Origin of the sequence: Tahibacter sp. (assembly GCF_035481375.1) — a bacterium.
In the GTDB taxonomy this organism is placed as follows: Bacteria; Pseudomonadota; Gammaproteobacteria; order Xanthomonadales; family Rhodanobacteraceae; genus Tahibacter.
Window position 1 is genome coordinate 1 of the sequence record NZ_DATIGT010000285.1, and the last position, 13,019, is coordinate 13,019.

General features: G+C 66.7%; 13 protein-coding genes and 1 pseudogene. 3 read left to right on the forward strand and 11 right to left on the reverse strand.

All coding sequences use genetic code 11. From position 1 onward, the window contains the following. The 10 genes from VLF18_RS18735 to VLF18_RS18780 form a co-directional block, all read right to left on the reverse strand. On the reverse strand, positions 1-224 hold a 224-nt coding region (locus VLF18_RS18735; protein ID WP_325281149.1), incomplete at its 3' end, for a hypothetical protein. 196 nt (positions 225-420) lie between these two features. After that, the gene (locus VLF18_RS18740; RefSeq protein ID WP_325281150.1) at positions 421-2,562 is read right to left on the reverse strand and encodes a prolyl oligopeptidase family serine peptidase; all 2,142 of its coding nucleotides are present in this window, start codon (positions 2,560-2,562) and stop codon (positions 421-423) included. 226 nt (positions 2,563-2,788) lie between these two features. Then, positions 2,789-4,138, reverse strand: a complete 1,350-nt coding sequence (locus VLF18_RS18745; RefSeq protein ID WP_325281151.1) for an alpha/beta hydrolase family protein — start codon at positions 4,136-4,138, stop codon at positions 2,789-2,791. A 159-nt stretch (positions 4,139-4,297) separates the two neighbouring features. Next, on the reverse strand, positions 4,298-4,564 hold the full coding sequence (locus tag VLF18_RS18750; RefSeq protein WP_325281152.1) for a hypothetical protein: 267 nt from the start codon (positions 4,562-4,564) through the stop codon (positions 4,298-4,300). Between the two features lie 115 nt (positions 4,565-4,679). Beyond that, positions 4,680-5,396: a phosphate signaling complex protein PhoU gene (gene phoU, locus VLF18_RS18755; RefSeq protein ID WP_325281153.1), complete on the reverse strand. Its 717-nt coding sequence runs from the start codon at positions 5,394-5,396 to the stop codon at positions 4,680-4,682. A 22-nt stretch (positions 5,397-5,418) separates the two neighbouring features. Next, positions 5,419-6,240, reverse strand: a complete 822-nt coding sequence (gene pstB / locus VLF18_RS18760) for a phosphate ABC transporter ATP-binding protein PstB (protein WP_325281154.1) — start codon at positions 6,238-6,240, stop codon at positions 5,419-5,421. Continuing rightward, a complete protein-coding gene (gene pstA / locus VLF18_RS18765) occupies positions 6,233-7,093 on the reverse strand; it encodes a phosphate ABC transporter permease PstA (protein ID WP_325281155.1) in 861 nt (286 codons plus the stop codon). The genes pstB and pstA overlap by 8 nt, the downstream gene beginning before the upstream one ends. Further along, on the reverse strand, positions 7,090-8,070 hold the full coding sequence (gene pstC / locus VLF18_RS18770; RefSeq protein ID WP_414717246.1) for a phosphate ABC transporter permease subunit PstC: 981 nt from the start codon (positions 8,068-8,070) through the stop codon (positions 7,090-7,092). The genes pstA and pstC overlap by 4 nt, the downstream gene beginning before the upstream one ends. A 99-nt stretch (positions 8,071-8,169) precedes the next feature. Then, positions 8,170-9,189 carry a phosphate ABC transporter substrate-binding protein PstS gene (gene pstS / locus VLF18_RS18775; protein ID WP_325281157.1) on the reverse strand — a complete coding sequence of 340 codons (1,020 nt, stop codon included), beginning with the start codon at positions 9,187-9,189 and terminating at the stop codon, positions 8,170-8,172. 226 nt (positions 9,190-9,415) lie between these two features. Beyond that, positions 9,416-10,198 carry an enoyl-CoA hydratase/isomerase family protein gene (locus VLF18_RS18780; protein WP_325281158.1) on the reverse strand — a complete coding sequence of 261 codons (783 nt, stop codon included), beginning with the start codon at positions 10,196-10,198 and terminating at the stop codon, positions 9,416-9,418. Between the two features lie 224 nt (positions 10,199-10,422). Between VLF18_RS18780 and VLF18_RS18785 the strand changes: the two genes are divergently transcribed. Next, positions 10,423-11,106 (forward strand): FKBP-type peptidyl-prolyl cis-trans isomerase, encoded by a 684-nt coding sequence (locus tag VLF18_RS18785; protein ID WP_325281159.1) that lies wholly within the window; start codon positions 10,423-10,425, stop codon positions 11,104-11,106. A gap of 122 nt (positions 11,107-11,228) precedes the next feature. Here the strand turns inward: VLF18_RS18785 and VLF18_RS18790 are convergent, their stop codons facing one another. After that, a complete protein-coding gene (locus tag VLF18_RS18790; protein ID WP_325281160.1) occupies positions 11,229-11,612 on the reverse strand; it encodes a hypothetical protein in 384 nt (127 codons plus the stop codon). A 65-nt stretch (positions 11,613-11,677) separates the two neighbouring features. On the opposite strand from VLF18_RS18790, the pseudogene VLF18_RS18795 reads away from it, so the two are divergent. Both VLF18_RS18795 and VLF18_RS18800 read left to right on the forward strand, forming a co-directional pair. Then, positions 11,678-12,483 (forward strand): annotated as a pseudogene (locus tag VLF18_RS18795) (CoA pyrophosphatase). Further along, on the forward strand, positions 12,480-13,019 hold a 540-nt coding region (locus tag VLF18_RS18800; RefSeq protein WP_325281161.1), incomplete at its 3' end, for a sulfurtransferase. The pseudogene VLF18_RS18795 and the gene VLF18_RS18800, both read left to right, overlap by 4 nt.

The window sequence follows — 13,019 nt, forward strand, 5'->3', positions numbered from 1 at the left end:
CGCGGCTCGCCTGCGGCTCGCCGCAACCGACGTGCGCGCGGCTTGCCGAGACGGCTGCTGTTGCGCGGTCGCACGCCGGTGCGCGTATCAACCGCTGCCCAGGGCGCATCGTTCTTGCGCAACGCGCGCCCGAGGCGGCACGCCGTCGACGTGCGACCTTCGCGCGCCGCGCCGGCCTGCAGCAGCTCCAGCAGGCCGGCTCGTGCTGCGAACGCCGTGATCACCGGCGTCCAGTCTTCCGCCGGCAGCCACGACAGGCGCCGGCGGCGAGCAGGGCAAGGAACAGAGGACGAGGCGCATCGCGAACCGGCCGGGTGGGCGGCGCAATTCGCCGCGATGCGAGTATCGGCCGGGATTGAGCGTTTTGCGGGCCGACGCTGGGCAACCGGGGAGACGGGTCCCGGTTGCCCGCCTGCGGTATTACGGCTTGGCCAGACCGAACGCGTTGAGGATGAACGCGTAGACGTCGGCGGTTTCGGCGATCTGCTTGGCGGTGGGCTTGCCCTGGCCGTGGCCGGCGCGCACATCGATGCGGATCAGTTGCGGCTTGCCCTTCGGGTTTGCGGACTGCATGGCGGCGGCGAACTTGAAGCTGTGCGCCGGAAACACGCGGTCGTCGTGGTCGCCGGTCGTGATCAGCGTGGCCGGGTAGGCAACGCCGGGCTTCACGTTGTGCAGCGGCGAATAGGCGCGCAGCGCGGCGAACTCGTCGGCGTCGAGCACCGAGCCGTAGTCCGATTCCCAGGCCTTGCCGATCGTGAATTCGCGGAAGCGCAGCATGTCGAGCACGCCGACCGCCGGCACGGCGGCGGCGAACAGGTCGGGACGCTGCAGTTCCGCCGCGGCGACGAGCAGACCGCCGTTGGAACCGCCGCGGATCGCGAGACGCTGCGGCGACGTGTATTTTTCCGCAATCAGGTATTCCGCCGCGGCGATGAAGTCGTCGAAGACGTTCTGCTTCTTGAGCTTGATGCCGGCCTCGTGCCACTCGCGGCCGTACTCGCCGCCGCCGCGCAGGTTCGCGACCGCGAACACGCCGCCCTGGTCGAGCCAGGTCGCGATGCTGGCCGAGAACGCCGGCACCTGCGGAATGCGGAAGCCGCCGTAGCCGTAGAGGATGGTCGGATTGCTGCCGTCGAGCGCGAGGTCCTTCTTGCCCGTGATGAACATCGGCACGCGCGTGCCGTCCTTGCTCGTGTAGAACACCTGGCGCGTTTCGTAGATCGAAGGATCGAACGCCATGGTCGGCGCGCGCAGCAGGGTGCTCTTGCCCTTGGCCACGTCGTAGCGATAGATCGATGTCGGCGTGGTGTAGCTCGCGAAGCTGTAGAACGCCTGCTTGTCGCCCGGGCGGCCTTCGAAGGTCGCTACCGTGCCGAGGCCCGGCAGATCCACGTCGCCCTTGGACTTGCCGTCGAGGCCGTAGCGGCGCAGGCGCGAGCTCGCATCATGCAGGTAGTTCAGCACGAGCTGGCCGCCGACGAGGTCGGCCGACTGCAGCGCGTCGTCGGTCTGGTCGACGACGGTCTTCCAGTTCTTGCGCGCGGGCCTGGTCACGTCGATCGCGATGATGCGGCCGCGCGGTGCGTCGTCGTCGGTGCGGAAATAGAACTTCGAGCCGACGTTGCCGACGTATTCATACTCGGCCTTCCACTCGCCGATGAGTTCCTTCAGCGCCGCGTTCTTGCCCTTGGCCTTGAGATCGCGGATCAGTACGAGATTCTTGCGCTCGGTGCCCTGGCCGACCGACACGATCAGATAGCGGCCGTCCTCGGTGGCGTCGGCGCCGAAGCTGTAGTCGGGCTGGTCCTTGCGCTCGTAGACGAGTTCGTCATCGATCTGCGGCGTGCCGAGCTTGTGGAAAAAGAGTTTCTGGAATTCGTTCTTCGCCTTCAGCGCGTTCTCGCCCTGCGGCTCGTCGTAGCGGCTGTACCAGAACCCCTTGCCGTCGCGACTCCAGTCCACTTCCGAGAACTTGACCCACTTCAGCACGTCTTCGGTCGGCTGGCCCTTGGCGACGTCGAGCACGCGCCATTCTTCCCAGTCCGAACCGCCGCTCGACAGGCCGTAGGCCATGAACTTGCCGTCGGCGCTGAAGGCGGTGTCCTTGAGCGCGATCGTGCCGTCGGTCGACAGGCTGTTCGGATCGAGCAGCACGCGGCCTTCGCCCTCGGGCTTGTCGGCGACATAGAGCACGGACTGGTTCTGCAGGCCGTCGTTCTTGAACCAGAACCATTGCTTGCCTTCGCGCGAGGGCACGCCCCAGCGGTTGAAATTCCAAATTTCCGTGGCGCGCGCGGCGATGCGGTCGCGGCCCGGAATGCGTCCGAGATAGGCCGTCGTCACATCGTTCTGCGCCTTGATCCAGGCAGTCGTGTCCGGCGAATCGATGTCTTCGAGCCAGCGATAGGGATCGGCGATTTCCTGGCCGTGATAGGTGTCGACCTGGCCGACTTTCTTGGTAACGGGATAGACGAGGCGTTCAGCGGACGATTCCTTCTTGACCGGCTGGCAGGCGGTGGCCAGCAGCAGGGCAGGAACCAGGATCAAGGGCAGGCGCATTGGCGCTAACTCCGGCAGGGGACGGACAAAACCGCGACGATAGGGCGGGCGCACGCGCCCGTCCAGTAGCTGAACAGAATCCCCTGACGGACTGGGCATTCGCGCCGATCGGCGTCGCGCCGGGACGGGCGGCCCGCCCGGCAAATTTACAAAGCCGCCTTTTGCGCGAACCGTGTTTCGGGGATCCGGCGCAAGCAAACACGCAAAACGGGGCCGCGGCGGCGCGCTATTCGGCGCGGGCGAGGAACTGCGCCCGGCCGTAGGCGCCCGCGGCGCGGCCGTCGCGGATCCAGTCGACGACGAGCGCGTGATAGCCCTCGGTGATCCGCGTGCGCTCCCGCGCGCCGTCGGCGGACTCGACGAATTCGAGCATGCCGTGGTCGGTATCCGGAAATTCGACGAGCGTGACCGGGCCGCCGGCCTGCGCGACCGCGCGCAGCCGGGCGCGCGTTTCTTCCGGCGGCGCCTCGCGGTCGGCGCCGGCGAGCACCCAGAGCAGCGGCACCTTCAGCGCGTGCAGCACGGGCATCGGATCGTGGCGCCAGGTCGTGCCTTCGTCGTAGAGCGGACCGAACCAGCGCAGCAGCAGCGGCGGGCGGTTTGCGAGTTCGCCGGTGAACTCGCCGCGCATGTCCTTCCACCAGGGCTCGCGGCCGTATTTGTCCTTGACCGCGGCGAGCGCGTCGTAGCCGTCGCGGAAGCCCGAGGCCATGACGGCGGCGGTCGCGTCGGTCACCTCGCGCGCCTTGGCGAGGACTTCGGGGCCGTGGCCGCGCCGCTTGAGATCCAGCATGACCTGGTCGCGGTCCTCGGCCAGCGGGCTGTCGGCGAGGCCGTAGCCGATCGCGACGAACGCGGCATCGCTGCGCGTCGCCGCGAGCGGCGCGATCCAGCCGGCCTGGCTGCCGCCGAAGAAGCCGATGCGGGCCGCGCGCGGGCCGGCGACGCGGCGCGCCTCGCGCAGCGCGGCGACGGCGTCGTTCGCGAGCAGGCTGAAATCCTGCGAATAGCGGCCCGTGCTGCGCCCGGTGCCGCGCTTGTCGTAGACGAAGACGCCGACGCCGTGCGCCGCGAGCAGGCGTGGCCAATAGGAATAGGTCAGTGCCGACCAGCGCTCGGAGCCGTGCACCAGCACGGCGATCGGCACGGGAGCGTCACCGGCCGGCATCACGAGCCGGCCGGCGAATTCCTCGCCGTCGCCGCGAAAGCGCGTGTCCTGCGCGGTGAACTCGACGCGCTGTCCGCGCTGTCCGTCAAAGCGCAACGCCGGCGCATCGCAGGTGCCCGGTTCGATCGCGGTGGTATCGCGCGCATCGCTCCAGCCGCGGTAGCCGGTCCAGCTGCCGTCGTCGTTGCGGCCGAGACGGCCGCTGCGGCCGTCGACGAGCCGCCAGCGCAGCGCGGCGGCGTTGGTCTGCGGCGAGAGATCGACGAACCGTCCGTCGTCGAGGCGGTACAGACCGACGAGACAGGCGATCTGCGGCGGCACCGGCCGGTATTCGGGCCGTGAATACCACCAGCCGCCGACGGCCGCGGCGACGAGAATCAGCACCGCAATGACGCGTTTCCGGCGCACGGCCCGCCTCCGTTCGTGGGATCCGCGGCAGTATCACACAGCGCACGCGGGGCTTGCCGCGTTGTGGAAGCCTGGTGAAAGTCGCATCGTGCCGCGTGGCGCGCGGACTCGTCCGCGGAGGTCCGCGCAACGCGGGCGCGGCAGCGATGCTTCAAATCGTCATTCGCGATAGAAGAAATAGCCGTCTTCCACCGTGACGACCGCACCGTCATTCGCAGTCATGCGGCCGCGGAATCTGGCCTCGATCGTGCCGGCGCCGGCCTGCAGCAGCTCGACCTCCACGTCGTATCCGAGCGGACCGTCGATCAGGTAGCGGTCGGTGCTGAGGTTGGCCAGCGGGATCGCGCTGCGCGTGATCCCGTCGAGGCGCATCGTAGTGCCGCTGGCCGCGCAGCGGCCGGGGCCGCCGACGCCGAACAGGTTCACGTTGAACGCCTGTCGTTGCGATCCTTCGCCCGGCCGGAGGCCGTCGCGACAGTTCCCTGCGTGGTGCCGATGCCGGGCGGCGTTGCGCAGCCCGGCGTCGAGTCAGGCTAGGCCCTTAGCCGACGACGGTGCTCGTGTGGTCGCCCTTGCGGCGTTCCTCGACGAGCGGCTTCGCATGCACGAGGAAGTACACGTTCTCGGCGATGTTCGTCGCGTGGTCGCCGATGCGCTCGATGTTCTTGGCCATGAACAGCAGGTGCGTGCACGGCGTGATGTTGCGCGGGTCTTCCATCATGTAGGTCAGGAGTTCGCGGAACATCGCGGTGTAGAGCGTGTCGAGCTGCACGTCGCGCTTCCAGACCTCGACGGCGGCGTCGGCGTCGCTGCGGCGGTAGGCGTCGAGCACGTCGCGCAGCATGCCGCCGGCGACCTGGGCCAGATGCGGCAGGCTCGCGGCCGGGCGCATCGGCGCATTCTGGTTCAGCGCGATCGCGCGCTTGGCGACGTTGGCCGCGTAGTCGCCGATGCGCTCGATGTCGGCGGCGATGCGCAGCGCGGCGAGCACGTCGCGCAGGTCGCGCGCGATCGGCTGGCGCAGCGCGAGCAGGCGCAGCACGTCGTGGCTCACGTCGTGCTCCAGCGCGTCGATCGCGTTGTCGCCTTCGACGACGCGTGCGGCGAGATCGCTGTTGCGGTCCTCGACTGCGGCGGCGGCCATCGCGAGCTGTTCGCCGGCGAGCTGGCCCATGCGCGTGATTTCGGTGAGCAGGCGCGTGAGTTCCGCGTCGTAGCTCTTGATGATGTGTTCGTGTGTGGCGGTCGTTTCGCTCATGATCGTGTCGGTCGCCTGAGAATCAGCCGAAACGGCCGGTGATGTAGTCTTCGGTCTGCTGCTTGCTCGGACGCGTGAACATGGTTTCGGTCTCGCCGAACTCGATGAGTTCGCCGAGATACATGAACGCGGTGAAGTCCGAGCAGCGTGCGGCCTGCTGCATGTTGTGGGTCACGATCGCGATCGTGAAGTCCTTCTTCAGCTCTTCGACGAGCTGCTCGATCTTGCCGGTCGCGATCGGGTCGAGCGCCGAGGTCGGCTCGTCGAACAGGATGACTTCGGGACGCAGCGCGATCGCACGCGCGATGCACAGGCGCTGCTGCTGGCCGCCGGAAAGTCCGAGCGCGCTGCCTTTGAGCTTGTCCTTCGCTTCGTCCCAGATCGCCGCCTGACGCAGTGCCTGCTCGACGCGCACATCCATGTCGGCGCGCGACAGCTTTTCGTAATGCTTGATGCCGTAGGCGATGTTGTCGTAGATCGACATCGGGAACGGCACCGGCTTCTGGAACACCATGCCGACCTTCGAGCGCAGGCGGTTCAGCGGATAGCGCGGATCGAGAATGTTCTCGCCGTCGAGCATGACTTCGCCGCGCGCCTCGAGCTTCGGATAGATCGAATAGATGCGGTTGAAGATGCGCAGCAGCGTCGACTTGCCGCAGCCCGACGGGCCGATGATCGCCGTCACGCGCTTTTCCGGAATGTCCATCGCGATGTTTTTCAGCGCGTGGAAACCGTCGTAATAGAAGTTCAGGTTGCGCGCGGTGATCTTTGCCGCCGACGCCGCCTGCTGCGACGGCGTCGCCACGTTGAGCGAGGCCGCGACGGCCAGGTTGAGATTAGTCATTGGCTACCTTCCGACGGGCGATGATGGCGCGGGCGATGAGGCTGGTGCAGAGCACGAACACGGTGACCATGAATGCGCCGGCCCAGGCCAGCGAATGCCAGGAATCGTACGGGCTCATGGCGTACTGGAAGACGACGACCGGCACGCTGGCCATCGGGCCGCTCATGTCGACGCTCCAGAACTGGTTGTTGAGCGCGGTGAACAGCAGCGGTGCGGTTTCGCCGCTGATGCGCGCCAGCGCGAGCAGCACGCCGGTGACGATGCCCGGCAGCGCCGAGCGATACAGCACCTGTACCGTGACCTTCCACTGCGGGACACCGAGACTCAGCGCGGCTTCGCGCATCTGGCTCGGCACGAGCTTGAGCATTTCGTCGGTCGTGCGCACGACGACGGGCAGCACGATCAGCGCGAGCGTGATCGATCCCGCGAGGCCGGAGAAATGACCCATCTGCTTGACCACGAGCGTGTAGACGAACAGGCCGAGCACGATGGACGGTGCCGACAGAAGAATGTCGTTGACGAAGCGGATGACTTCGCCGATCAGCGAACGGCGCGCGTACTCGGCGAGGAACGTGCCGGCGAGGATGCCGACCGGCGTGCCCATCGCGATCGCGAGCAGGCTCATGAGCACAGAGCCGAAGAACGCGTTCGCAAGACCGCCGTCGGAACCCGGCGGCGGCGTCATTTCGTAGAACAGTTCGGGCTTCAGCGCGCCGATGCCGTTGACGAGCGTCGTCCAGAGGATCCAGACCAGCCAGAACAGGCCGAACAGCGTCGCCGCGCCGGCGAGGACGAGCGCGAGGCCGTTCTTGAAGCGGCGCCGGCGATAGAGTTTTTCCGCGATCGCGCTCATCGGTTGCCCTCGTTGCGGTTAAGGCGCATCAGCATGAGCTTCGCGATCGCGAGCACGACGAACGTCACGATGAACAGCAGAAAGCCCAGCGCGATCAGCGAGGACAGATAGATCTCGCTGTCGGCTTCCGAGAATTCATTGGCGATCGTCGCGGCGATCGAATTGCCGGGCATCAGCAGTGATGCGGTCAGGTGATGTGCATTGCCGAGCACGAAGGTCACGGCCATGGTTTCGCCGAGCGCGCGGCCGAGGCCGAGGAAGATGCCGCCGATCACGGCAGAGCGCGTATACGGCAGCACGACGTTCCAGGACACTTCCCAGGTCGTGGAGCCCAGCGCATAGGCCGACTCCTTCAGTCGCGACGGCACGGTCAGGAACACTTCGCGCATGACCGAGGAAATGAACGGGATCACCATGATCGCGAGCACGATGCCGGCGGTCAGCATGCCGATGCCGAGCGGCGGGCCCTGGAACAGCGGGCCGAGGAACGGCAGCGGCCCCAGATGTTCGGTCAGGAACGGAATGACCGTCGTCGACATCACGGGCACGAACACGAACAGACCCCACATGCCGTAGATGATCGACGGGATGCCGGCAAGCAGCTCGATCGCCGAGGCGACCGGCGTGCGCAGCCACGGCGGCGCGACCTCGGTCAGGAACAGCGCGATGCCGAAACTGACCGGAACGGCGATCAGCATCGCGATCAACGCGGTGACCAGCGTGCCGTAGATCGGCACGAGCGCGCCGAACTTCTTGCCGACGGCGTCCCAGTCGGTGGTCGTCAGGAAGTCGATTCCAAACGTGGAAAAAGCAAGGCGGCCGCCCCAGAGCATGGAGACGGCCGCCCCGGCGAGCGCGACCAGTACGAACAGGCCTGCGCCGGTGACGAGATAGCGGAAGAAGCGGTCGGCGCGGCGGTCGGTTTCGGCGCGCTGCGCGATGGAATCCGGCGACGCGCTGAGGGCGCCGGCGGGCAAAGCGTGGTCGGTGCTCATGCGTCAGTCACGGGCTGGCTGGAGAACACGGACGGGGCGAAGCGCGTCGGCGCTTCGCCCCGCGGGCACGACGTGGAACGATCAGGCCTTGATCTCGGCAGCCCAGTAGGCTTCGATCTGCTTGACGAGTTCTTCGGGCAGCGGCACGAAGTCGAGCGCTTCGGCCTGCGGCTTGCCGTTCTCGAGCGCCCACTTGAAGAAGGCCAGCGTGTTCTTGCTGCGCGCGGCATCCTTGGGTTGCTTGTACATCAGGATGAAGTTCGTCGCGGCGATCGGCCACGAGGCGTCGCCCGGGGCGTTCGTGATGATCAGGAAGAAGTCCTTTGCGTTCTTCCAGTCGGCGCTCGCGGCGGCGGCCTGGAAGCTTTCGCGGTTCGGCTGCACGAACTTGCCGGCGGCGTTCTGCACGGCGCCATAGGTCATCTTGTTCTGCAGCGAATAGGCGAGTTCGACGTAGCCGATCGAGCCCGGGATCTGCTTGACGTACGCGGCAACGCCTTCATTGCCCTTGCCGCCGACGCCGACCGGCCACTGCACCGAGGTGCCTTCGCCGATCTTGGTCTTCCATTCCGGCGAGACCTTCGACAGATAGTTGACCCAGTTGAACGTGGTGCCCGAACCGTCGGAGCGGTGCACGACGGTGATCATCGCGTCCGGCAGCGCAACGCCGGCGTTGACGGCGACGATCTGCGGATCGTTCCACTTGGTGATCTTGCCGAGGAAGATGTCGGCGAGCAGCGGGCCGGTGAACTGGATCTTGCCCGGTTCGATGCCCTTGATGTTGACGACCGGAACGACGCCGCCGATCACCGACGGAAACTGGCCGAGGCCGGCTTCCGCGAGTTCCTTGCTGTCGAGCGGCTTGTCGGACGAGCCGAAATCGACGGTGCCGGCCTTGATCTGGGCGATGCCGCCGCCGGAACCGATGGACTGGTAGTTGATCTTGTTGCCGGTGGCCGTGCTGTAGTCGGCCGACCACTTCGACATGACCGGATAGACGAAGGTGGCGCCGGCGCCGGTGATGTCGGCGGCCTGGGCCGAGACCGAACCCGCCGCGATGAGGCCGGCGAGCGCGAGGCGCGTCGTGAAAGTCTTGAACACGGTGAACTCCTTGGAAGCGGCTGAGCTACAGGTATCGGCGCGCTTTGTACGCGCGGTCTGTTGCAGTCGCGTGGGAGTTTTATTTCAGCTCTGTGACAACGAAGGGCCGTTAACCGGCTGCGGCCGGCGTAGTCCTGCGGCATCAACGGCTTGGCGCGGCAATGCTGTCACATTCGTGAAATATCGGACGACCGTAGCGGGTGCCCGCTCCGGTCGCCACAACAGTTCAGCGGCCGGCAAATTCGGCCTTGCGCTTCTGCAGGAAGGCCTGCGTGCCCTCGCGCATGTCGGCGGTCGAGCAGCACAGCGCGAATGCCTGGGTCTCGAATTCCAGCGCCGCGTCCATCGGACAATCGGCGCCGACGGTCACGGCGTCGAGGATGCCGGCCAGAGCGACCGGCGCCGCGGCGGCCAGCTGGTCGGCGACGGTATCGACTTCCGCGTCGAGGCGGTCGGCGGGAACGACGCGGTTGAGCACGCCGAGCGCCTGGCCGCGCGCGGCGTCGATCGTCGTGCCGAGCAGGCAGAGTTCGAGTGCGGCGCTGCGGCCGGCCAGCCGGGCCAGCCGCTGCGTGCCGCCGAATCCAGGAATCACGCCGAGATTGATCTCGGGCTGGCCGAGCTTCGCCTTCTCGCTCGCGATGCGCAGGTGGCAGCTCATCGCGAGTTCCATGCCGCCGCCAAGCGCGAAACCCTGGATCCGGGCGATGACCGGTTTGTTCGTGCGTTCGATGCCGCGCATCAGGATCTGCCCGGCGCGGGAGAACGCCTGGGCGTCGATCGGACTCAGCGTGGCGAGCTCGGCGATGTCGGCACCCGCAACGAAAGCCTTTTCCCCCGAACCGGCCAGAACGATCACGCGGACGGCGGCGTCCTCGCGCGCCGCCCGGAAGGCCGCGTCGAGTTCCTGCAGCGTGCGCAGATTCAATGCATTGAGCTTGTCAGGGCGGTTGATCGTGATCGTGCGGACCGCGCCGCGGTCGGCGACGAGCAGGTTCTGGTAGTCCATGAGCGGCTCCGTGCGAAAAGCCCGGATGGTAGCAGGCGGCATGCGGGTGCTGTTCAGCTCCGGCGCGGCAGTCTGCGGCCGGCCTTGATCGCGCCGGCACGGCGCGCGACACGAGACCCTGCGGTCCGGTAGCCGGTGACTTGCACCTTCGCTATCATGGCCAGCTCTTTGCGGCCGCCATCCCCGGGCCGGTCGATTTCGGCGGTACTTCAATGGAGGTAAGCATGAATTTGCGTTGGTCTGTCGCCGCAGCGTTGCTGCTCGCGACCGGTGCTGCCGTCGCGCAGGACACCTCGAGTGAGAAAGGCAAGCTGAGCTACTCCATCGGCTATCAGATCGGCCAGGATTTCGTCGAGCGCAAGATGGACATCGACGTGAACACCGTCATCCGCGCGATGCAGGACGGCTACACGAAGAAGAGTCCCGCCGTGTCGCAGGAAGTCATGCGCGACGTGCTCGGCAAGATGCAGCAGAAGATGATGACCGAGGCCAAGGCCGAGTTCGACAAGATGTCGGCGGACAACAAGGCCAAGAGCCAGAAGTTCCTCGCCGAGAACAAGAGCAAGAAGAACGTCGTCTCGACGCAGTCGGGCCTGCAGTACCGGGTCATCGAAGAAGGCACCGGCGCGCGCGCGAATCTCAACAGCGACGTCACCGTGCACTATCGCGGCTCGCTGAGTTCCGGCCTCGAATTCGACAGCTCGTTCGCCCGCGGCGAACCGGTGCAGTTCAAGGTCAAGGACGTCATCAAGGGCTGGCAGGAAGCGCTGCCGCTGATGCGCGTCGGCGACCACTGGCAGCTGTTCGTGCCGCCGGAACTCGCCTATGGCGAACGCGGCCAGCCGCCGCGCATCGGACCGAACGAAGCGCTGGTGTTCGAAATCAAGCTGGTCGATGTGAAGCAGTAAATAGAGAAGCCGCGCATAGCGCGGCTTTTTTTTGAGTGAAGAGAAGCGGGAAACGAGTGGGCTTCCTCTCGTATTCTTTTTTCACTACTTCTCACTCTTCACTTGTCTCAAAACCAAGCGAGCTACGCCCGTGCCGCGTCGCCGCCGGCGAGTTCCTCGAGCGCAATCTCCATCTCCGCCTTGATCCGGTTGATCAGGCGCATGGCCGGTTCGGCGTCCGCGTCGTCGCTGCCGATGCCGATTCCGCTGGCGACCGCCGCGCCGCGCGCGATGACGTCGGCGTCGTCGTCGGCGACAAATTGTGCAAGGTATACATAGCCGCGGGCGAGGCCTTCGCGGAGCTCGGGATGCTCCGGGGCTACCTCGTGCAGCAGGAAGCGCAGCGCGGCGCGGATGCGTTCCTTCGGATAGGGCAACAGGGACTGCGGCAGCCCGTACACGCCAGGGGAAACGTGTGCGAGCACCTTGCCGTAATCGCTGACGACCCGGGTGGCAAGTGCGAGCATGCTCAACCGTTCCGCAGTTCAGGGTTGTTGTAATCTAGCAACGTAATCGCCACATTCCTACGACGATGTTCTCAGTTAACCCTCCCGTTGCGATCCTCACTCCGTGTATCGGCGTCTGCGCGCTCGATGCTGCCGGCTATTGCGAAGGCTGTTTTCGCACGGGCGCCGAAATTGCCGCCTGGCGCGGACTCAGCGATGCGGAGCGCCGTCACCTGATGTTCGACGTGCTGCCGGACCGGGAGCGGCAGCGCACATGAATCCGCGCGCCGGCGTCGGCGCGAATCTCGTTTCCTCGCTGCGTGGCCTCGACGATCCGCCGTCGCTGCCGGGCTGGAATCACGCGGAACTCGCCGATCTGCTCGGGGACAGCGTGCGCACGCCGGCCGCCGTGCTCGTGCCGCTCGTGCGGCGCGACGACGGTCTGTCGATGCTGCTCACGCGGCGCAACGAAGGCCTGCGCACGCATGCGGGGCAGGTGGCGTTTCCGGGCGGGCGCATCGAGGACGACGACGCGGACGCCATTGCTGCCGCGCTGCGCGAGACCGAAGAGGAAACCGGCATCGCGCGCGACCTCGTGCGTCCGCTCGGATTCCTCGACTGCTTCGAGACGATCAGCGGCTTCGGCGTCACGCCGGTCGTCGCCGAAGTGTCGCCGGACTACGTGCTCGCGCCCGATCCGCGCGAAGTCGCCGAGGTGTTCGAAGTGCCGCTGGCCTTCGTGCTCGACGTCGCGAATCTGCGCCGCAGCGAGATCGACTGGCGCGGCCGCCGCCGCGAAATCTACGAATACGACTACGACGGCCGTCGCATCTGGGGCGCCACGGCTGCGATGCTCGTCAATCTGCTGCGCCGGATGGAGACTCTCGCATGATGTTCACGACGCTGATCTCGCCGCAGGATCTTGCGACGTGCTGCGGTTCGGCCGATCTTTTGATCGTCGACTGCCGCTTCGAGCTGTCGGATACGGGCAAGGGCGAGAACGCCTGGCGCGCGGCGCATCTGCCGAACGCGCATTACGCGCATCTCGACCGCGATCTGTCGGATCTGTCCAAGGTTGGTCTCGGTCGTCATCCGCTGCCCGACGTCGATGCGTTCGCCGCAGCCCTGCGGCGCTGGGGCTGGCGACCCGACCAGCAGGTCGTCGTCTACGACGACGCGACCGGTTCGACCGCGGCGCGGCTCTGGTGGATGCTGCGGCTCGTCGGACACCGGCGCGCGGCGGTGCTCGACGGCGGCTACGCGGCCTGGGCCGCGGCCGATCTGCCGCTGACGACCGAAACGCCGATGCAGGCCGGCGGCACGGTAGAACTCGCCTATGCGAACGACCAGATCGTCTACGCCGAAGAATTGACTGCAGGACTGAGCGACGGCAGCGTGCTGCTGCTCGACGCGCGCGGCGCGCCGCGG